This is a genomic window from Aquimarina amphilecti (assembly GCF_900109375.1).
Lineage (GTDB): Bacteria > Bacteroidota > Bacteroidia > Flavobacteriales > Flavobacteriaceae > Aquimarina > Aquimarina amphilecti.
The window spans coordinates 121,403-141,125 of record NZ_FOAB01000007.1 but is presented as its reverse complement, the minus strand read 5'-3'; the positions used below and the strand labels follow the sequence as shown (position 1 = coordinate 141,125).

At 31.7% G+C, this 19,723-nt stretch carries 14 protein-coding genes; 7 read left to right on the top strand and 7 right to left on the bottom strand.

The features are described 5' to 3' along the window. Positions 1–12 precede the first annotated feature (12 nt). The 5 genes from BMY33_RS18255 to pafA all read right to left on the bottom strand — a co-directional run bounded on the left by BMY33_RS18255 (position 13) and on the right by pafA (position 6,580). Positions 13–2,511, bottom strand: coding sequence for a TonB-dependent receptor (locus tag BMY33_RS18255; RefSeq protein WP_091411230.1), 2,499 nt, complete (start codon positions 2,509–2,511; stop codon positions 13–15). A 26-nt stretch (positions 2,512–2,537) separates the two neighbouring features. Next, entirely contained in the window at positions 2,538–3,233 is a 696-nt protein-coding gene (locus tag BMY33_RS18250; RefSeq protein ID WP_091411228.1) for an ABC transporter ATP-binding protein, read from the bottom strand. A gap of 249 nt (positions 3,234–3,482) precedes the next feature. After that, positions 3,483–3,788, bottom strand: coding sequence for a hypothetical protein (locus BMY33_RS18245; protein ID WP_091411226.1), 306 nt, complete (start codon positions 3,786–3,788; stop codon positions 3,483–3,485). A 224-nt stretch (positions 3,789–4,012) separates the two neighbouring features. Next, the gene (locus BMY33_RS18240; RefSeq protein ID WP_091411224.1) at positions 4,013–4,906 is read right to left on the bottom strand and encodes a YihY/virulence factor BrkB family protein; all 894 of its coding nucleotides are present in this window, start codon (positions 4,904–4,906) and stop codon (positions 4,013–4,015) included. Positions 4,907–4,921: 15 nt separating this feature from the next. Then, on the bottom strand, positions 4,922–6,580 hold the full coding sequence (gene pafA, locus BMY33_RS18235; protein WP_091411222.1) for an alkaline phosphatase PafA: 1,659 nt from the start codon (positions 6,578–6,580) through the stop codon (positions 4,922–4,924). Between the two features lie 213 nt (positions 6,581–6,793). Here pafA and BMY33_RS18230 point away from each other — a divergent pair, with 213 nt between their 5' ends. From BMY33_RS18230 to BMY33_RS18200, 7 genes are all read left to right on the top strand, one after another. Then, on the top strand, positions 6,794–8,167 hold the full coding sequence (locus BMY33_RS18230) for a CotH kinase family protein (RefSeq protein ID WP_170837121.1): 1,374 nt from the start codon (positions 6,794–6,796) through the stop codon (positions 8,165–8,167). A 200-nt stretch (positions 8,168–8,367) separates the two neighbouring features. Further along, positions 8,368–8,943, top strand: a complete 576-nt coding sequence (locus BMY33_RS18225) for a hypothetical protein (protein ID WP_091411218.1) — start codon at positions 8,368–8,370, stop codon at positions 8,941–8,943. Positions 8,944–8,997: 54 nt separating this feature from the next. After that, entirely contained in the window at positions 8,998–10,233 is a 1,236-nt protein-coding gene (locus tag BMY33_RS18220) for a Pycsar system effector family protein (protein WP_091411216.1), read from the top strand. A 2-nt stretch (positions 10,234–10,235) separates the two neighbouring features. Then, on the top strand, positions 10,236–11,765 hold the full coding sequence (locus BMY33_RS18215) for a GH3 family acyl-acid amido synthetase (protein WP_091411214.1): 1,530 nt from the start codon (positions 10,236–10,238) through the stop codon (positions 11,763–11,765). A 7-nt stretch (positions 11,766–11,772) separates the two neighbouring features. After that, positions 11,773–15,486 (top strand): metallophosphoesterase, encoded by a 3,714-nt coding sequence (locus BMY33_RS18210; protein ID WP_091411212.1) that lies wholly within the window; start codon positions 11,773–11,775, stop codon positions 15,484–15,486. Between the two features lie 26 nt (positions 15,487–15,512). After that, positions 15,513–16,313 carry a phosphatase PAP2 family protein gene (locus BMY33_RS18205; protein ID WP_091411210.1) on the top strand — a complete coding sequence of 267 codons (801 nt, stop codon included), beginning with the start codon at positions 15,513–15,515 and terminating at the stop codon, positions 16,311–16,313. Between the two features lie 46 nt (positions 16,314–16,359). Continuing rightward, entirely contained in the window at positions 16,360–17,262 is a 903-nt protein-coding gene (locus BMY33_RS18200; protein ID WP_091411209.1) for a DUF6268 family outer membrane beta-barrel protein, read from the top strand. A 2-nt stretch (positions 17,263–17,264) separates the two neighbouring features. On the opposite strand, the gene BMY33_RS18195 is transcribed toward BMY33_RS18200, so the two are convergent. Both BMY33_RS18195 and cls read right to left on the bottom strand, forming a co-directional pair. Then, positions 17,265–17,864, bottom strand: coding sequence for a porin family protein (locus tag BMY33_RS18195; RefSeq protein WP_091411207.1), 600 nt, complete (start codon positions 17,862–17,864; stop codon positions 17,265–17,267). Positions 17,865–18,241: 377 nt separating this feature from the next. Beyond that, positions 18,242–19,663 carry a cardiolipin synthase gene (gene cls / locus BMY33_RS18190; RefSeq protein ID WP_091411205.1) on the bottom strand — a complete coding sequence of 474 codons (1,422 nt, stop codon included), beginning with the start codon at positions 19,661–19,663 and terminating at the stop codon, positions 18,242–18,244. Positions 19,664–19,723 lie beyond the last annotated feature (60 nt).

Here is a 19,723-nt window from a genome sequence, read left to right as displayed (position 1 = left end):
TACTACTTAGTTTTAGAATGTATAAGTTGCATTTAATAAAATATTTCTTGGCGCACCTGGTCCTAGTCTAGAAGGATTAAGACCACCTAGCCAATACGTGTCATTAAATAAGTTGTTTACTTTTAGTGTTAACTGCATATTGATGTAACTTGGTTTATAATATATAGCCGCATCAAATATTGTGTAGTCTGGTAATAATACTCTATTAGTATCATATGTCGGGTTGTACCAAGTAAATCTCTCATCTACATATTGAGCACCTAAACCAATTCCAATTCCTTTTAAGAAAGAGATTGAATTAAAATCGTATCTCCCCCAAAAATTTGCATTATGCTTTGGGGCTCCACCTATTCGGGCACCTATAAATTCTGCAACAGCATCTTCTTCAATTGTGGCATCTGTATAAGAATAGGAGGCTGTTAATTGTAAATTAGGTAATATATAACCTGAAATATCTGCTTCAAAACCTCTACTTCTTTGCTCTCCTCTTGTGGTTAAGTTGTCTAAATCATAGGTGTCTCCAAGTAAGATGTTTTTTTGGGTGACATTAAAAATTGCGAAGTTGGCAAATATTTTCCCATTTAAAAATTCTCCTTTAGCACCTATTTCTATTAAGCTACTTTCTAAAGGGTCGAATCTACTTGGTGATGCTGACCAGAAGAAACCTTCTGCTGTTGGAGATAATGAAACCGTATTTGTATGCGGTTGAAATCCTTCTAAATATGTTGTATACGCACTAATATCATCTGTAATTTCATAAGTTACCCCAAGCCTCGGTACAAAAGCACTAGTTTTAAACTCTTCTTCATCACCTTTATAATCAAAGATATCTGTAAACCACTCATATCTTAAGTTTACTAATGCCGATAATTTTCCAATCTTAAATTGGTTTTGAACATAGATACCGTTTGAAGTGTTTAAATTTGCGGGAATTGTTAATTCAGCAAGATTGTAACTATTTGTGTTTCTGGCTCCGTTAAAAGGGTTTTCTAAATTAAAATGAGGAACCGCAGGCACTGGCATAGTTACACCATCTACGACCATTTGTTGAAAATTATCTGGATTAGTTGGGTCGTAATTAGACTGACCGCCATCAATTGTTAAATACCTTCTCGCACGAAGGAATCCAGCTCCAATTTTTCTTTCCCATCGGGTTGCATCATATCCAACTAATAATTTATTGGTAATGTTACCTTTTTTAATGTCATAATTAAAATAGGCACTAAAGTTATCCGTTTCCCAAAACTGTTGTCTTTTATCATATCGCATTCTAGCAAGTGTAGGAATCACATTACCGTCAATATCAACTGCAGTACCATCAACTCGATGCTCGGCTAAATCTTCATCCCAAGTTTGTTTCATGAACTGCGCATTAAAACCAAAGTTTTTAGTAAACTTTTGACTGAAATTAGCCATAAATATGAGCTCTTTAGTTTTGTAGTGGTCATTGGATGCGCCAACATTCCTAGTAATTGGAGTACTATTTAAATCAAATTCACCATTAATTGCACCAAAAATTGGCTGACCTCTATCTAAATTACCTTCAGCGTTATTATAAATCATTTCTACATTAAGAGATGTCTTATCATTAGGTACATAACTTAAAGAAGGAGTAATTAAAATGGCATTGTTATTTACAACATCTCTAAAAGAATCCGCTTCTTGAAATGCTGCATTAAAGCGATATAATAAAGTTTTAGATTCGTTTAATGGTCCTGTAAAATCTGCTGTAGCTCTTAAGGTTCCAAAACTTCCTGTAGTTAAACCTACTGAACTTCTTTTTTCGGTTAACGGTTTTTTAGTTACCATATTTACAGTTCCACCCGGATCTGCACTAGAAAATGTTACAGAAGATGGACCTTTAATAACCTCTACTCGTTCTAAATGCGAAGTGATAGGTTGCAAAAAGTAATATTGACGCGTACGCATTCCATTAAGCATTTGTCCATCATCGGCTTGAGTGATACCTCTAATGTTATAATGATTATATAAACCCGTAGCTGATACACTACTAACTGTTTTTACAGCATCTGGTAACTGAAATGATAAACGATCATCGATAAGCTCTTTGGTTACTGTAGCTACCGATTGTGGCAACTCTTTATTTTTTATAGCTATTTTGGTTGCAGAAAAAGAATAGTCACTATTATAATCTTTTCGTACACGACCTAATATTTCTACACTTTGTAGTTGTTCGGTACCTTCTTTTAATTGAACGGTACCAATATCTAGTGGTGTGCCTTCGCTAACTTCAATATTATTTTTGAAGGACTGAAAGCCCAAATATCTTATTTCCAATTTGTAGTTCCCAGAAGGAGCATCTATTTCAAATTGTCCAGATTTGTCAGTTAATTTTCCGAAATTATTTTCAGCATTCCTTAATAAAATTGTAGCTCCTACTATTGGAGTGTTTTCACTGTCGACGATGGTTCCTGTTACTTTTACTTGTGCGAATGTGGCACAACCAAATAATAGAAATAAAAGGGTGGGTAATAATTTAAAAAGTTTCATTGTGTGTTAATTGATTTGTTTTAAGTTTAGATAGTTTTTAAGTATAAATCTTGTAATTCTGTTGCATTGATTGCATTTGTATTAGATGTATGAACGAGTTTTCCTTCTTTCATGATACCAATTTTGGTACCCACATTTACTGCGTTAAAAATATCGTGGGTGGCCATAAAAATAGCCTTACCTTCACTACTTAGCTCCTTGCAAATTTTGGTAAATTCTATGGTTGCTTTTGGATCTAAACCAGAAATAGGTTCATCCATAAATATGTACTCGGCATTTTTAGATAGCGCAATGGCAATACCAACTTTTTGTCGCATTCCCTTTGAGTAAGAAGATAATTTTTTTTGATGTGCTTCCTTTTGAAGTCCAGCTTTTGAAAGGAAATTTGATAAATCAGTATTCGTATATTTAAATCCAGCTAACCGGCTAAAAAAGTTGAGATTTTCTACTCCTGAAAGATTGCCGTATAGTTGAACGACCTCTGGGATGTAGGCAATCATTTTAGTTGTTTTATTACTATTTGGTTTTACGGTAATTCCATCGACTAAAGCTTCTCCACTTGTGGATTCTATGAGTCCCAAAAATAGATTGATTGTTGTTGTTTTTCCTGCACCATTTTGACCAAGTAAACAAAATATTTCACCTTTATCAACTGATAAATTCAATTGACTAAGTGCCTGGTGCTTACCGTATGTTTTGGTAAGATTTATTGCTTTAAGCATATGTGTGTGATAAAAATAATATTGACGATGTGTGTTTCTAAACTCAATTAAAAACTGATATTAATCTAGTAGTAGAGGAAGTACCTTCTTATGTAAAGCTTATTCTATTATAGATGTGTGATTTGTTATTGTCTGTTTTATAGGTGCTTATAAAAGCGTGTTAGTTTGAAAAACAAATAAGGAACAAATAATCGACGCACGAATACTAATCCGTGTCATAAAAAGACTTTAATTAAAGAGATATATCCTTTATATAAAAGGGGGAGGTTTATTATAAACAGAAGAAGGAGAAGCAATCTTTTCTTGTGGAGAGTTATATTTTAAAAATACAACCGAAGAATTTGGGATGCTTTTCAATTCATTTTCTGCATAATTTTGAGTATTATCAGCGAGATCAAGTTGATAAGAATCAGCAAGAATATCACATAATTCGCATGAAAAAGAAGAATCATCATCTGATAAATGACTAAGTGCATGCAGGTTGGCTACCCTAGGAATAAGGAAAGCAGCTGCAAATAGGAGAGTGATGATATGTGTGAGTACACGTTGGTACATTAATGCAAGGTTAAGAATTCTGAAACGAAATTCTGTTTTTTTAACAAAAAATTAAATTATTATGAGATTTACAGTTCTGTTTCATTTTTCTATAAACTAAAAAAACCACATCTTTTGGATATGATTTTTTTAGTTTTTGTGACCTCGGCAGGATTCATAACTATAATCTCTTGAGCCGTAATTATTAGTTTTTAAAAGAGAGGTTTCAAAAAGTCATCTAGACTCTAAATAATTTTTTCGGCATATGTAGCAGGGTGTATTCCTGAACCAAATTTCGATGCTAATACTTTAGTGAATTCTGCTCCAAAAAATAAAATTAAACTAGAATAAGAAACCCATAACAATATCAGTATTACGGATCCAGCAGCTCCAAATGTAGAACCAGGATTCACAGTTCCAAAATAAATACCTAACGCAGACTTACCTATGCTGAATAAGATAGTTGTAATGAATGCACCTAACCATACATCTTTCCATTTCATTTTTACATCTGGTAGAATTTTGAATATCATTGCAAATAATACAGTAATTAATACTAATGATAATATAAAATTAAAAGTTTGTATTACATAAATCATGAAATCCGGAAAATGTAGACTGATCCAATCTGTAGTTGCCGTAATTAAAGCAGTTAATACTAATGATGTTAATAAAAGAAAACCAATCATAAGAATGAGACCTAGAGAAAAAATTCGATCTTTTATCATTTTAAGGATTTCGTTTTTTGGTTTTGGTCTAACTCCCCATATGGTATTTAGAGATTTTTGTAAAGCAATAAACATACCTGTTGCTCCGTATAATAAAGTTATTATACCAATAAGAATTACTAACGCAGGTTGTTCTTGGTCTATTCCGTTTTTTAGCATTACCTCTATTGTTTCAGCTGTATCTTTACCTAAAACTTCTGATATTTCTCTAATAATCTTGCCTTTAATCTCATTTTTTTTATAAAATATACCTGTACTTTGAATTATAATAATAAGAAGCGCAGGGAAAGAAAACAATGCATAATAACTAACCGCCGCACTCATCTGAAATGGTTCATTAGCATTCCAATTTTTGTAAGTAGTGATAAGAATTTTTAAAAATGATTTGATATTAATAGCTTTATATTTCATAAGATAATAACCAAATTAATAGAGAACTTTTTTAAGAATATTCCCTGTGGTTCCATTGGGCATCGCTATATCTAATAATTCGGAAATAGTAGGAGCGATGTCAGATACCGATGATTTGTTGATACTAAAACCTTGATTAATGCCAAGGCCATAAAACAGTAGAGGAACATGTGTGTCATAGGAGTAGCCACTTCCGTGACTAGATCCCGTTTTAGAGTAAGCTATAGTAGCCGGAGAAAGTACATAACAAATATCTCCACTTCTTTTAGCGTTAAATCCTTTTTTTACAGATGATCCAAGAGTTCCTTGTTCAAAATTATCCATTTCTAGTTGTCTTCTGGTAAATACTCTATTAATTCCTTTTTCCTGTAAGAGGTAACTTGCAATTTTGTTTTGAATTTCAAATGAATTTAGATTGTTTTTTTCTATGAATTGATTGTTCATGTAGATCTGATCGTTAGATATATTTGCTATAACACTATCAGTTTTATAAACCTGAACGATATGATTTTTGAGAGCTAAATGTGTTGTGGCTTGCTTAAAATAGCTTGCAGGAATTTTTTTAGAATTTAAAAATTGTGGTACATGGGTTGCTCCGTGATCAGAAGTTAAGAATAACGAATATTTATTTTTCCCAACTTGGATATCTAAGATATTTAGTAATTTTTCTAAATCTTTATCTAATCTTATATAGGTATCTTGAACTTCTTTAGAATTTACTCCAAAATTATGACCGATGTAATCAGTGCTAGAAAAACTGATATTTAGAAAATCAGTGTGATTATCATTTCCTAGTTTTTCCGCTTTTATTGCAGCTATTGCAAAATCAATAGTTAAACTATTTCCATAGGGTGTATGCTTAAGTATATCATAATTACCATTAAATGCTTTTAATTGTTCAAGATTATACGGAAATGTTGGCTTTTCTTTTTCTTTAAATCCTCGTTCAAATTTGGTGTCATCTGGTCCACTTTCTAAATATGTATCTATATCGTAATAAGTATTCCAATTTTTAAAATAGTTGTCCACGATATTTGACTCATTAAAAGTTATTACCCATTGGGGTAATTTTTCCATATAAAAAGAAGATGAAATCCAATTTCCTTGATTTTTCCCTCGAAACCAATAAGCTGCGTTAGCGGTATGACCTCCAGATAATATAGCGCCCCTATCTTTGATACCAATACTTATAGTTTTTCCTCGCATCTGTGTATGCAAACGATTTTGGTCGGCTATTGTAGTTACTATTAATTTAGAGGGCGACATTCTTCCATCAGAACTACTAGTTCCAACAGGCGAAACACTCCCGTCTTGGACACAATAAACTTTTTGTTTTTTGTTTTTGTCAAACCAACTATTCCCAATGATTCCATGGTTTTCAGGAGTAGTCCCTGTAAAAATAGAGGCGTGTCCGGGAGCAGTAGTCGTTGGAATATAATCGATATGATGGTTTTTAAAAGAAAAACCTTGATTGATGATCCTTTTAAAACCTCCGTCGCCAAATTGTTTGTCAAATCGAGTTAGATAATCATAACGCATTTGATCTACCACGATACCCACAATTAGTCTAGGTTTTTCTTTTTTCTTATTATTTGTTTTTTGTTGCGCATTAATAGTACAAGAAGCAAATAACACGAGAATTAATTTATAAAGCATAGGCAGAAATTTCTTCATCGATTTCAAGGTAATTAAAAAGTAGATCATTTAACCTTGATTTATGGATAGAGGTAAAACTTCTAGGGATTGAGTTACATTTTGAAGTAGTTACTTTTAATATTTGTATTATGCCTTATATAGCGTTAAATCATTAAAATGAAGTTTAAAGTAAATATCTTATTTTTATTTATACCGCTTTTTTGTTTTTGTGAATTACAATCTCAAAATATAATGAATGTTAATCTTCAAAATGAAGAATTTGGAATCGATAAAAAGCATAAGATAATTTTATTAAATCATAAAATAAGTAACACTTCTAGGTCTGACACAAATTTATTAAACATTATTTTCGAAAAAGGATTTGAATTTTCTATAGAGTTAAAGAAAATATCATACGCCAAAGGTTTTAATGTAAACTATCAAGGAGAAGATTACACTTTATATTTTACAGCATTACCAATAATAAAGATACTATCGGATAAATCTGTAAAAGATGATCCTAAAGTACAATCTTTATTTACTTATGCTGATAATGATAGTATTATAAAAGCTACAGCAGGAATAGAATATAGAGGCAATATTTCGTTACAATTTCCTAAAAAATCGTACGATTTAGAATTCTGGGAAAATCCAGAAGAAGAAATCTCCACAGATGTTAAATTTGATAACTTGAGGGAAGATGATGATTGGATTTTGGATGGCATGTATAATGAACCACTTCGATTACGTTCATTTTTTTGTAATAAATTGTGGTTATCTATCCATCAACCACACTATCTAGATAAAGAACCTGGAGCTAAGAGTGGTATAGATCTTAAGTATACTGAAGTTTTTTTTAATTCAAGATATATAGGAATTCATGCGCTGACGGAGCAGGTTGATAGAAAGCTTTTAAAATTAAAAAAATACAAAAAAAGGAAAGTTCGAGGTGAATTATTTAAAGCTTCAAGTTATAAAGGTGCTCCTTCCTACAAGAAAGTTACAAAGTATAAAAATATCTTCCCACATTGGGCCGGTTATGAAATAGAATACCCTTTTATCAACTACAAAGCGCAATGGAAAAATTTGTATCGGTATACTAAGTTTGTTCTTAAATCCAAAGACTCTGTTTTTAAGAAAAAAGTAGTTAGAAGGTTCGATTTGGATAATGCGATTGATTATTTCTTATTTATCAACCTTGTTCGTGCAACCGATAATCTAGGTAAGAATTTTTATGTGGCTCGTTATGATAAAAATATGCCATACTTTAATGTGCCTTGGGATTTAGACGGAGTTTTAGGTGTCATTCAGGATGGAAAAAGGATTTCTACGACAGACGATATTTTGAGTAACGGGTTATTTGATAGATTGCTTAAGTTAAATCCTGAAAACTATCGTAATCGACTTAAAAAGAGATGGGAATCCTTAAGAAAAAAAGAGTTTAGCGATAGTTCTTTATTTGGAGGATTAAAAACGAATCTTGATTATTTTAAAAGTAATAAAATATATGAACGAGAAAGAATAGTATGGCCTTCAGAAGTTTCTATTTTAGATCATTATAGATATATGGAATCTTGGTTAGAAGATCGACTAGTTTTTTTGGATTCATATTTTGAAAAACTATAATACATCCATTAAAAATAAATTTCTACAAAACATTTTCACATAGAAAAATAAGTCTCTTCATCAAAAGAGTTACCCTTTCTATCATATGCATTAATGTTTCCAACTCTTCGGCGGTATCTTGCAGTTAGAAAATGAAATATTCACAATTTTTAAAAATTATTTTATTCATTGGCTTCCATTTGGGAGTGTCAAATTTCACTATGGCTTTATCAGATTCTATACAATTTAAAAATAAAGTAATTCCAGAAATCATAATCAATGAGGCTGGGACCGCATTATCCTATTATCCGGAATTGGATGAAGTTTCTATTGAGTTTAAATTTAGGTCCTCTCTTAACAAATCGTTTATGAAAGCACAACCAAAATTATCTTCACTTTTCAAATCAAAAAATAAAAGATCATATGTGGTTTTAATGAGTGAGATTTTTAGCATTGACGGTTTTAATCTTAATATAAAAGATATCCCAGAGAATGTTTTAATAGGTTGGTTAGGTCATGAATTGGGACATATTATGGATTATGAAAGAAGAAGCACCTTAAATCTTATTTTTTTTGGGATAAAATATTTGATATCTCCTAAATATATAAGAAAAGCAGAGCGTATAGCAGATACATACGCGATAACACATTCTATGAAAGATTATATACTGGAAACTAAAAATTTTATTCTTAATCACAGTTCCTTATCAGAAAAATATAAAGCTCGTATCAAACGATTATATCTATCTCCGGATGAAATATTACTACTGGTTAAAGAACAGGAAATAGTTAATTAGTTGTAGGACTAAAACTCTTAAGACTAACTATTGTTTAACTAAAAAAGAATACAGATGAAAGCTATACTGGAAAATGCTGAAATATATATATTCAATCTTTTCAAAGAGAGATTACCAAAAACGTATCTATATCATAATTTTTTACACACTCAACGAGTAGTAGATAGCGCGCAAGAGATTATTGAAAGTTCTAATGTAAATGAAGAAGATGCGGAAATCGTTTTACTTGCTTGTTGGTTTCATGATGCAGGGTATATTAAGGGAGCTGAAAATCACGAAAAGGAAAGTGTAAAAATTGCATCTCAATTTTTATCTAATTATCAAGTAAATGATAAAATAAAGGAAGAAATAAATAATTGTATACTGGCGACAGAATTAGGTAAACAACCAAATAGCTTCCTCGAAGAGATTATTAAAGATGCTGATAGTTCACATTTAGCAAAAGGTTATTTTAAAGAGATAAGTGCACTTCTACATCAAGAATTGATCTTACACAATGAAATTGCTTATTCAACTAAAGAATGGAGAATAGAAAACATTAAGTTGTTTTCTGAAAAACATCAATACTATACCAAATATGCTGTAGAAAATTGGGAGTCCGAAAAAAGCAAAAATTTACTCAAGCTTCTTAAAAAACAAAACAAAAATAAAAGAAAGAAAAAAAGAGAAGTTACAAAAGCAAAATTGAAAGCGAAATATAAAGAGGAAAGTCCTGAAAGAGGTATACAAACTTTATATCGTGTTTCTCTAAGAAACCACATAAAACTTAGTGATATAGCAGATACCAAAGCCAACATTCTTCTTTCGGTAAATGCAATAATTATTTCTTTGGCATTAGCAAATCTAATCCCAAAGTTGGATGCTCCATCAAACAGACATTTAATGATACCTAGTTTAGTACTAGTATTGTTTAGCGTAGCAGCGATTATTCTTTCGATAATGTCCACCCAACCAAAGGTTACTGGTGGAGAATTCACAAGAGAGCAGGTAAAAAATAGAAAAGTAAATCTTTTGTTCTTCGGGAACTTTTTTAAAATGTCTTATGATAGATATCAGGAGGCAATTGATGAGGTTATTGGGGACAAAGAATACGTTTACAAAATGCTTACTAAAGACCTCTATTTATTAGGTTTAGTACTCAAAAAAAAATACGCTCTTCTTAAAATAACTTACATAGTGTTTACGATTGGAATCATTTTATCTGTTGTTGCTTTTATAGTAGCTTTTACAGGAATTGATTTGGTACAAGAAGTAAGTAATCCAGAAATTATAGAGAAAATTACAAACTAGATATGGCAATTATAGGATCATTAATCAAAGGAGCGATCAACCTAAAAGATGCATTGTCTCCAGAACCAAATCATGAAGAATCGCAACAAAAAGTATTGCAAGAATTACTAACGATAGCTTCAGGGACAGAATTTGGAAAAGAATACGACTTTGATAATATATTAGAATCTAAAAATATTCAGGAAGAGTTTGCAAACAAAGTTCCATATTTCGATTATCATCAATTACTAGAAAAATGGTGGGGACGAGTTATCGATGGGGAGCCAAATGTAACTTGGCCTGGAAGCCCAGATTATTTTGCTTTGAGTTCAGGAACCACAGGTAAGAAAAGTAAACGTATCCCTGTAACTAATGAAATGATAGAATCTATTCGTAGCGCGGGGATTAAACAGGTTGAGGCCTTATCTAATTTTGATCTTCCTGCATCTTTTTTTGAAAAAGATATTATGATGCTAGGTAGCTCTACTGATTTACAAGAAAGAGAAGGGCATTTAGAAGGAGAGATTAGTGGGATAAGTGCAAGTAATATTCCTTTTTGGTTCGAAGGTTTTTATAAACCCGGTAAGGAAATAGCAAAGATTGATGACTGGGATAAAAGAGTTCAAAAAATTGCTGAAAATGCAAAAAAATGGGACATAGGAGCGTTAAGTGGAATTCCCTCATGGATGGAACTAATGTTACAAAAAGTGATTGAATATCATGGAGTAGAAACCATTCATGATATTTGGCCTAACCTACAGGTGTATACTTCAGGAGGAGTTGCATTTAGTCCTTATGAGAAAAGTTTTAATAGTTTGTTGAAGCAGCCTATTACAATAATAGATACGTATTTAGCTTCTGAGGGATTCATTGCTTGTCAGGATCGACCTGAAACAGATGCAATGAAATTAATTACCAACAATGGAATTTATTTCGAGTTTGTCCCTTTTCAGCCAGAATATATAAATCAAGATGGATCACTAAAGCAAGAAGCACCTTCTATTACTTTAAAAGAAGTGGAAACTGATCAGGATTATGTACTCTTGATAACTACGGTTTCTGGAGCTTGGCGTTACATCATAGGTGACACTATTGAGTTTACAGATGTAGAAAGAGCCGAGATTAGAATAACTGGTAGAACTAAATTCTTTTTGAATGTAGTAGGATCTCAATTATCAGTAAATAAGATGAATGCAGCTTTACGAGTAATAGAGGAGAAATTTAATATAGAAATCCCAGAATTCACCTTAGCTGCAACTAGAATACATGATGAGTTCTATCATCATTGGTATTTGGGCTCGGAGACAACGATTGATAATGAAATGTTGGCCAAAGAGCTTGATGAGGTATTAAAAAAAGCTAATAAAAACTATAAAGTGGCTAGAAGTAAAGCCCTAAAAGGCGTAAAAGTAACCACAGTACTTCCTATTGTTTTTTCAGAATGGAGTGGAGCCCAAAAGAAAAAAGGAGGACAAGTAAAAATGGAACGAGTAATGTCAGAAGAGAAGTTTGCTACCTGGGAAGCCTTTATTTCTGAAAACGACCCTAAATGAAACAATAATGATAAAATTAAAACATACAATTCTTCTTACTCTCACGATACTGGTTTCTAGTTGTGCACTTTACGAGCCTAAGTATAGAGAACCTTTTGATGAATCTATTACTGCTGATGGAAAAGAAATTGAAAAGACTTTTTATTTAATAGGTGATGCAGGATATGCGAAGCCTAATAAGAGTACACCTGCATTATTAGCCTTAGAGAAATATCTTGATAACCATAAACAAAAAGGAAACTATACTATTTTTTTAGGAGATAATATTTATCCAGATGGAATGCCTAAAGAAGACAAAAAAGACCGAAAAATAGCAGAACATCGATTGGATGCTCAGATAGAATCGGTTAAAAAATTTGAAGGACAAGTATTTTTTATTCCAGGAAACCATGATTGGTATAACGAAGGATTAAAAGGACTAGAAAGAGAAGAAAAGTATTTTGAGAAAAAGTTAAAAGATAAGAAAGTTTTTCGTCCATCAAAGGGCTGTGCTTTAGAGAGTATAGAGATCACAGACGATATTCAATTAATTATTTTAGACTCTCAATGGTACTTAGAAGATTGGGATAAACATCCTACAATTAATGATAATTGTCCTGAAATTAAAACAAGAGAAGCCATGTTTCTCGAAGTGGAAAGTGAATTTAAGAAAAATCAAGATAAGACAATTGTATTTGCATTACATCATCCTTTGTATACAAACGGAGTTCACGGAGGTAAATATGCACCAGTAAAACACTTATATCCTTCTCAAAAAAAGATACCATTACCTGTTCTTGGATCTCTAGCAATGCAAATACGTACATCTGGAGCCATTTCAACTCAGGATAATCAAAATAAGCAGTATAAATCACTAGTTAGGAGATTAGAAACATTAGCAAAAGGAGCAGAGCGAATTATTTTCACTTCTGGACATGAGCATTCTTTACAATACATCGAGCACAAAGGGATCAAGCAAATTGTATCTGGTGCAGGAGCCAAAAGCTCTTACGCGAAGCTTAATAACGATGGACTTTTTGCTTATGGAGGTCAGGGTTTTGTTAGGTTAGATATCCATAAAGACGGGTCTTCTTGGGCTTCTTTTTTTGGAGTTGAGAATAGCGAACCAAAACTGCTTTTTAGAAAAGAAATTTATAAAAAAGTAAAAGAATATGATATCTCTAGCATACCTGAGAGTAGAGATCAAACTGTAATGGCTTCAGTCTATAAAAAAGAAGGTACGGATCGTACTGATTTTTATGAGAGTATCTGGGGAGATCATTATCGAGATTTATATGGAAAAAAAATTAAAACCAAGGTCGCTATTTTAGACACGCTCTATGGAGGTTTAGAAGTAGTAAGAAAAGGAGGAGGACATCAAACACGTTCCTTAAGGCTAAAAAGTAAAGATGATAAGGAATATAATATGCGTGCACTTAAAAAAAGTGGAGTTAAGTTTCTTCAATCTACTGTTTTTCAAAGTAATTATATAGAAGAATCTCTAGAGAATACGATTTCTGAGGATATCTTATTAGACTTCTATACAGCATCACACCCATATATATTTACTGTGATTCCTGGTTTGTCTGATGCGGTTGGAGTTTATCATACAAATCCAAAGGTATATTACGTCCCTAAGCAGAAAGCTTTGGGTAAGCATAATGAGACTCATGGAGATGAATTATATATGATCGAAGAGCGTCCAGAAGAAAATCATAAAGATTTAGAATCGTTTGGTAAGCCTGATGATATTGAGAGTACTTCTGATGTATATGAGCGTCTACGAAGAGATGAAAAATATAAAATTGATGAACCGGCTTTTATTAGGGCAAGAATGTTTGATATGCTCATAGGAGATTGGGATCGTCATCAAGATCAATGGCGTTGGGCTGAATATAAATTAGAGAATGGGGATCATATTTTTAAGCCAATTCCAAGAGATAGAGATCAGGCATTTTCTAATTTCGATGGTGGTTTTTTGGGAACATTAAAGGGGTTACTTGGGTTTGCAAATCAATTTCAGATTTATGACGAAGAATTGAAAGACGTAAAATGGATTAATGCATCTGCAACCAGATTAGATCGAACCTTGATCCAAAATAGTGGAAGAGAGGAATGGGTAAAACAAGCAAAGTATATTCAGGAAAATCTTACAGATGTCGAAATTGAAAATGCTTTTAAAAATATCCCTCCAGAAGCAAAAGGAGAAGACCTTGATCGTATTAAGAAAAACCTAAAAGGTAGAAGAGAAAACTTAGTGGATATCGCTAATAGATATTATGATAATCTAGCAAGCTTAGCTATCGTTATGGGAACTGATAAAGATGATTTGATAGAGATCATACGCACAGGAAAAGGAAAAACAAGAATTCTTGTTTCTAGAATAAAAGATGGAAATAAAGGAGTTGTTGTAAGTAATAAACTTTTTGATAAAAAAGAAACTAAAGAAATCTGGATCTATGGGCTAGATGATGATGATGTTTTTGAGTCAAGTGGAAAACCTCAGGATCCAATTCGTATAAATATAATCGGAGGACAGAATAATGATGTTTATAAATTCATCAAAGGGCGTAAAATCTCTGTGTATGATCATAAAAGCAAACCTAATACCATAGAGAAAAAAGGAGGTGCAAAAATTAGATTTACTGATAATTACCACATTAATAGTTTTGACAAAGATGAAAAAGTAAGAACGGTTTCTTCTATAGTACCTGTTATTGGTTTTAACCCTGATGATGGGGTTCGTATTGGACCGATGTTAATCTATACAATAAATGGATTTCATCGTAATCCTTTTTCTAGTAGTCATAGTTTTTCTGGTGGATATTATTTCGCAACACAAGGTTTTGATTTAGGATATCGTGGAGAGTTTGCAGGGATTTTAGATGATTATAACTTGTTTGTGGGAGCTACGTATACAAGTCCAAATTTTGCTGCTAACTTTTTTGGCTTTGGAAATGAAACTGAAAACAATCAGGATGAACTTGATTTTGATTATAATCGAGTTAAACTAAGTACGTACGCTGTATCAATAGGTGCTGTTAAAAATGGTCGTTTAGGGAGTTATTTTGAATATAAAGGATCTCTGGAAGGAATCAAAGTTGATGACACCGCAAATAGATTTATTACTCAAGAAGCAGGTTTGGATAATTCAGATTTTTTTGAGCGTAAATGGTTCGCAGGGTTGGACGGAACTTATCGATATGAGAGTTATGATGTTGTTATAAATCCTACAAGAGGGATGAAATTTGAGATTAATGTTGGCGGAAGAATGAATTTAGATAATACGGAAAGAACTTTTGGGTATATAAAACCACATTTGGGATTTTATAATTCATTGAGTCGTAACCGTAAATTGGTTTTAAAAACAGCTGTACAAGGTCAATTTAATATCGGGGAGAATTATGAATTCTATCAAGCTGCTCAACTTGGAGCGGATAATCTATTACGCGGTTACAGAACAGAACGATTTACAGGTCAATCCTCGTTGGCTGGTAGTGCTGATATAAGATATAGTTTCAAACAATTTAAAACTAAAATTTTACCACTTCAAATAGGAGTATTTACAGGCGTTGACACTGGAAGAGTCTGGATTGCTGATAATGATAGATCAGATAAATGGCATAGTGATTACGGAGGAGGTCTATGGATAAACAGTACTAATGCTATGAAAGCAACTTTAAATCTTTTTGCAGGAGAAGACGGTGCTAGGTTTTCATTCGCATTTGCTTTTAAATTTTAAAAAACTAAAATCAAAAATTTTATAATATGAGAATTAAATATATAATATTACTAACATTAATATTTATAGTAACTAATATTTTTTCACAAGTAGAATCTCCTTACGAAACTAATCCTTGGATAGATGGTGCATGGGTTACTGGAGCGGTAGGAGGTTCTGTATATGGCTTTACATTACTTTTGAATAAAGATGGAATTAGCGAGCAGGAATTAGGAAACCTTAATAAAGAAGATATTTTTTTTATTGATCGCTGGGCAGCTGGAAATTATTCGGAGCGAGCAAGTCAGATTAGTGACATTCCTTTCTACACTTCTTTTGCAACTCCTTTTTTATTGTTGTTAAATAAAAACACAAGACGTGATTCTGGCAAATTATCGGTAATGTTAGTCGAGAGTATGGCAACAGCTGGAGCTTTATTCACCATTACGGCAGGTTTAGTGAATAGACCACGACCTCTAGTATACGCAGAAGATGCTCCTTTAAAAGATAGATTATCAAAAGATTCACAACGTTCATTTTTTAGTGGACACGCTGCAGCATCTGCGGCAGCAACCTTTTTTGCAGCTAAGGTTTTTAGTGACTACTTTCCGAATTCTAAAGCTAAACCATATGTTTGGGCAGGTGCAGCTGTATTGCCAGCTGTAGTAAGTTACTTTCGTGTTCAGTCAGGAAATCATTTTCTTACAGATGTATTACTAGGATACGCAATTGGAGCTACTACAGGTATATTAGTTCCAGAACTTCATAAAAAGAAAAACAAGAATTTAAGTATTATGCCAGGTATTGGATTTAATCAACAAAGCATTAGAGTTTCTTATCGATTCTAAATGATGATGTTTTTGGTGTTTTGTTTAATTATTTATTTATATATCAATGAATAAAATCTGTTTTTTAATATCCATTTTTGTTTTTTTCTGTTCGCTTACCCTATTAGGTCAGGTAAGTGATCTGGCCCGAGTAGAGTATACTTATTTTCCTCAAAGAGGAAGTGACAACTCCTTTAAACGGTTTAGAGCATTGTTAAATTATCCAATAAAATTAAATGATAAAGGAAGTTATCTAGTAACTGGATTAGAATATAGAGAAGTTAATTTTGACTATGAAGATCTTACTTCATTTGATGTGTCAGGATTTGATCGCTTACGTTCTGCAGAATTTACTATAGGATATACGTTTAAATTAAAGAATGATTGGCGTTTTGCCATAAAGTCTGGTGCCATGGTTGCTTCCAATTTTGAAAACAATAAAATTACAAGTGATGATTTATTATACTCTGGTGCAATTTTCTTTATTAAAGACAAAAAAAATGAAGGTTTAAAAAAACCATGGCGATTGATTTTAGGACTTCAATATTCTACTACGGCGGGAAGGCCATTTCCACTACCATTTGTTAATTATTATAAGGAGTTTCATCCTTCTTGGTCATATTCTTTGGGAGTCCCAAAAAGTAACCTAAAGTACACGATTAATAGTAAAAATAAATTACAGGCATTTGCTACCTTAGATGGTTTTTATGCAAACCTTCAAAACGACCGATTAGTTACTGATGATTCTACTGGTTCAGGAAATCAAGTAGCAGAAAATATATCCATGACTATAGCTTTAGGGGGATTAGGTTACGAACATCTATTTACTAAACACCTAGTTTTTTATAGCTATTTTGGATATACATTGTTGAATGATATAAGATTACGGAATGATGATCAAGAAAATGTTTTAACAATAAATGATCAGAACACCTTTTACATTCGTGGAGGATTAAAATTTAAGATATAAGTTTAATAGAACATATAACCAATTCCTAAAGAGAATATAGAATTGTGAAGTTCAGAATTTTCTATGACCTCGGATAAGCCATAGTTATATCTGATTTGGGTAAAGAAACCCGTTTTAAATTTATATTCTATTCCCGAACTTAACTGAAGATCAAATTTTTTAATACTTTTAGTAGACGTATTATGACTATTTAAAAACGAGTTAGAGTTTATATTTTCATTAACTTTAAATCCCATTTGTAATCCTGCTTGAATATTAAGTCCATTTACTAAATAGGCTTTTGCTAGAATTGGTACCTGAATGTAATCGATTTTGACTGCCTCTTTTTTTGAATCAATTGGATCTTCGTAGTTGAATCCTTGTCTAGAATAAAAGCTCTCTATTTGGAAACCAAACTTATCAGTTATCATAGCCTCTACTGCTAATCCTAAGTAAAAGTCAGTTCTAAAATCGATATTGTTATCATTGTTTTCTATTACGGTCGCAAAGTTAATCCCAGATTTAAGCCCTAAAGTGGCAGATTTTAGTGGATTGCCCTGCGCTTGTATATTTGTTAGTACTGAAATTATTAATATAAGAAATAAGCATTTTTTTTTAATCATAGTAAAAGACTTTTTAAGAAATCAAGATAATTTTAATTCATCTTTTTAGTTAACTCTTATGAAAAATTCTAGAGCTTTAATGAAACTTGATTTATAAACAAGACCTACCATTTTAGGTAGGTCTTTATAATTAGTGATTTGTATATTTACTAAAATATAACACTAATGTCGGTAGCCATATGTGATTTTTAATATGTTTATGTTCAACAGTTTAAAAAATATTTTTTGAGTTTCATTTTCACCTTAAATACTGGTAGAGTGAAGGTTTAAAAAGCATCTTTTATTATAAAAATTATAAGCTGTATATCAAGTTTATGATTGTTTAAAACACGTATGATGGTTCATGTTTTAAAGTGTTAATCTTTTTGGAGATTATTCTATAATAATGGACTAAAGAATCTAGCAATTCCTTCTGATAGTTTTCTTTTTAAAGATCTTCTCTTATAGTCTTCGAAATTTAACAAAATACTTTTATTACAATCACTAATAAAATCATCACAAATGTTTTGCGAGATTTTTCTATCATAGATTAAAGCGTTTGTTTCAAAATTATGTTCAAAACTTCTATGATCAAAATTACCAGAACCAACAGATGCTATATCACCATCCATTATGATCACTTTACTATGTAAAAAATCATTGTTTTGCTGGTATACTTCAATTCCTAAAAATAATAACTCTTCAAAAAAAGAAAGCATACTATATTTAGCTAACCAAGAATCTGATTTTTTGGGCACAAGAAGTTTTATAGAAACTCCGCTCAGGGCAGCTATTCTTAGTGCCTCTAACATAGCGCTATTAGGAATGAAATAAGGATTAGATATGTAGATGTATTTTTTAGCTAGATTAATCATAGTAATGTATTGCTGCATTATAGAAGGGTGATCAGAATCTGGGCCACCTGCTATAATTTGTACTGCTACGTTTCCTTGATTTTTGATTTCAGGGAGATATTTATCCGTTAAAAGAAGTTCTTGATTACTAGCAAAATAATAGTCTTTTATAAACACTCGATGTAAATGATCTACGGCAGGACCATTTAGGTATAAATGAGTGTCATCCCATATGCCTAATTCTGAATTAGGTTTGATGTATTTATCAGATATATTAACACCTCCGGTGAATCCTATTTTACCATCTATAATAATTATTTTTCTATGATTTCGATAATTTAATGTAAACAAAAAACTTCCATAATTTAAAGGCATAATGGGATATACTTTTGCTCCAATATCTTTAAACTTTTTGATGATCTTTTTTCGTAAAGAATAACTGCCAATCGCATCATATAAAATACGAACTTCTACATTATTATTTAGCTTGTTTTTTACTAATTTATAAAGTCTATTAACCAATTCACCTTCTTCAAAAATATAATATTGTAAGTGGATAAATTTTTCTGCCTTTTCTAGTTCTTTGAAAATAGTATCAAAAGTTTCTTTGCCATTTTGTAAGACACGAACTTCATTTCCTGGTAAGGTGGAAAAATTAGAACTATTGCGCATTAATTTCGATAACTTTATTCGACTTTCATCGTTAAAATCTATTTGTTGTTTTTTTACTAAGTGTTCTTTAAAATTTTCATCATATAATCTTCTCCTTATGGTTTGTTTTAACTTGAAAAATTTAAATCTTCTTCGATTGATACCGAAAATAACGTATAACAGAATTCCTAGAATAGGAAAAATAAGAACAACAAGAAGCCAACTTAAGGATTTCGTAGGCCTAGAGCCATATAGAATAATGTGCACTATGGATAGTGCAGTTAAAATACAATAAATACTAATAGCGATAATCATATTTCTAAAGAGATAAAATGGTATTCAATAATAGTAAATGAGTTATTAATTAACTGTTTT

Bases quoted from the DNA above. Each gene is read 5' to 3' on its own strand.
- BMY33_RS18250 (WP_091411228.1), bottom strand. From the start codon at position 3,233: ATGCTTAAAGCAATAAATCTTACCAAAACATACGGTAAGCACCAGGCA.
- pafA (WP_091411222.1), bottom strand. From the start codon at position 6,580: ATGAAGAAATTTCTGCCTATGCTTTATAAATTAATTCTCGTGTTATTT.
- BMY33_RS18255 (WP_091411230.1), bottom strand. From the start codon at position 2,511: ATGAAACTTTTTAAATTATTACCCACCCTTTTATTTCTATTATTTGGT.
- BMY33_RS18240 (WP_091411224.1), bottom strand. From the start codon at position 4,906: ATGAAATATAAAGCTATTAATATCAAATCATTTTTAAAAATTCTTATC.
- BMY33_RS18230 (WP_170837121.1), top strand. From the start codon at position 6,794: ATGAATGTTAATCTTCAAAATGAAGAATTTGGAATCGATAAAAAGCAT.
- BMY33_RS18200 (WP_091411209.1), top strand. From the start codon at position 16,360: ATGAATAAAATCTGTTTTTTAATATCCATTTTTGTTTTTTTCTGTTCG.
- BMY33_RS18245 (WP_091411226.1), bottom strand. From the start codon at position 3,788: ATGTACCAACGTGTACTCACACATATCATCACTCTCCTATTTGCAGCT.
- BMY33_RS18215 (WP_091411214.1), top strand. From the start codon at position 10,236: ATGGCAATTATAGGATCATTAATCAAAGGAGCGATCAACCTAAAAGAT.
- BMY33_RS18210 (WP_091411212.1), top strand. From the start codon at position 11,773: ATGATAAAATTAAAACATACAATTCTTCTTACTCTCACGATACTGGTT.
- BMY33_RS18220 (WP_091411216.1), top strand. From the start codon at position 8,998: ATGAAAGCTATACTGGAAAATGCTGAAATATATATATTCAATCTTTTC.
- cls (WP_091411205.1), bottom strand. From the start codon at position 19,663: ATGATTATCGCTATTAGTATTTATTGTATTTTAACTGCACTATCCATA.
- BMY33_RS18225 (WP_091411218.1), top strand. From the start codon at position 8,368: ATGGCTTTATCAGATTCTATACAATTTAAAAATAAAGTAATTCCAGAA.
- BMY33_RS18205 (WP_091411210.1), top strand. From the start codon at position 15,513: ATGAGAATTAAATATATAATATTACTAACATTAATATTTATAGTAACT.
- BMY33_RS18195 (WP_091411207.1), bottom strand. From the start codon at position 17,864: ATGATTAAAAAAAAATGCTTATTTCTTATATTAATAATTTCAGTACTA.